This window comes from Streptosporangium subroseum (assembly GCF_900188345.1).
Classification (GTDB): domain Bacteria; phylum Actinomycetota; class Actinomycetes; order Streptosporangiales; family Streptosporangiaceae; genus Streptosporangium; species Streptosporangium subroseum.
The window spans coordinates 1-1,285 of record NZ_FZOD01000175.1; the positions used below are offsets into that span (position 1 = coordinate 1).

Below are 1,285 nucleotides of genomic sequence, written 5' to 3' on the forward strand. Positions count from 1 at the left end.
CGCGGATGCCCGGTGAGCTCACCGAGCCGCTGCCGTGAATTTCCACCCGGGGCGTGAGGTCGGGGTGGGGGACGCAGCGGATCGCGAAAGTGCGGAGTCTGCTCTGCGGAGTCTGCTGGCGGGCATGGCGACGGCGGATCAGCAGTAGACCGGTGAGGGCCGCCCCGCCGGCGAGGGCCACCCCGCCTGCCAGGCCCAGCCCCCCACCGGGGCTAGGTGCCTTTGGGGTATCCGGTGGCGCTTCGAGCCACACCGTCACGGGGGTGGTTCTGGCGATCTTTCTGCCTTTTGGAGGGTCTTGGTCGGCGACCTTGCCCATGCGAGGAGAATCTGGATCCAGCCGCAACTTCAGGCCCACGGCGGCGAGCTTCTTCTTGGCGCTCGCCCGGCTGAGGCCCTTCAGCGGCGGCACGGCCACCATGGTCGGCTTCTTCGTGCTCGTTGGCCGTGGGGGGGTCGGGGTATTGGGGTCAGGCGTCGGCGGCACCGGAGGTGGAGAGGTGACCGGTGCCCTCACCTCAAGGCCCACGCTCGTGCCGTAGGGAACGATCTTTTCCGCGCCGGGTTCCTGACGCACGACCGTCCAGTCGAGGCCCGCCCCGGGGGGGACGCTGAAGGCCAGATTGAGCCCTTCGAGCTCTTCGGTGGCCTGCTGGAGAGTGCGTTCGGCCAGATTAGGCAGGCGGGCGCCGTGTTTGAGCGTGGCCTGGTCGCAATTCCCTGAAACGCTGATCGCGAAGGGCGGCGGCGTGCCTGGAACATCAACAGGGTCCAGCCTGATGTGGATGCCCCGGGATTGATCGTGGAGCCGATGCTGAGCTTCCTGAAGAGACAGTCCCGTTACCTCCGGCAGCGAGCAGCCAGTGCCGTCCGGGGGTTCTCCCACGGCGGGTGTTGGGGAAGTGAGGAACGCTGTCAGTGACACCACGAGAATGAGAAACGGGCGAACCATCTTCCACCTCACGGGTCAATTGGTGAATCGGTGACACCGGTATTCACGAGCTCGGTCCTGCGGGGATACAGGACGGTAGGGTCGGTCTATGCAGGTGGACCTTGCTAGTCAGCCCGCCCCGGGAGCGGCCCAGTTCGGCCGCTGAATACAAGCCCTGATCACAGCCGTCATCGCAGGACGATCCCTCAACCTCTATGCCCCGCCCTAACAAACCATCGACTAGTTTATTTGAGGGTTACGGACTGCTGAATTGCCCGCCCATCGGTTCCCAGTTCGTTGGCGAGGGGTACCATCCGTTTTCCCAGGCCCTGTGATACATCTGGCGGTCGAGCC

The 1,285-nt window shown here is 65.4% G+C and carries 1 protein-coding gene; it reads right to left on the reverse strand.

Features of this window, described 5'->3' with window-relative positions; translation table 11 throughout:
* Positions 1 to 952 (reverse strand): PASTA domain-containing protein (locus tag CHC08_RS49270; RefSeq protein WP_143653734.1); only part of this gene is annotated, 952 nt, incomplete at its 3' end.
* Positions 953 to 1,285: the final 333 nt, after the last annotated feature.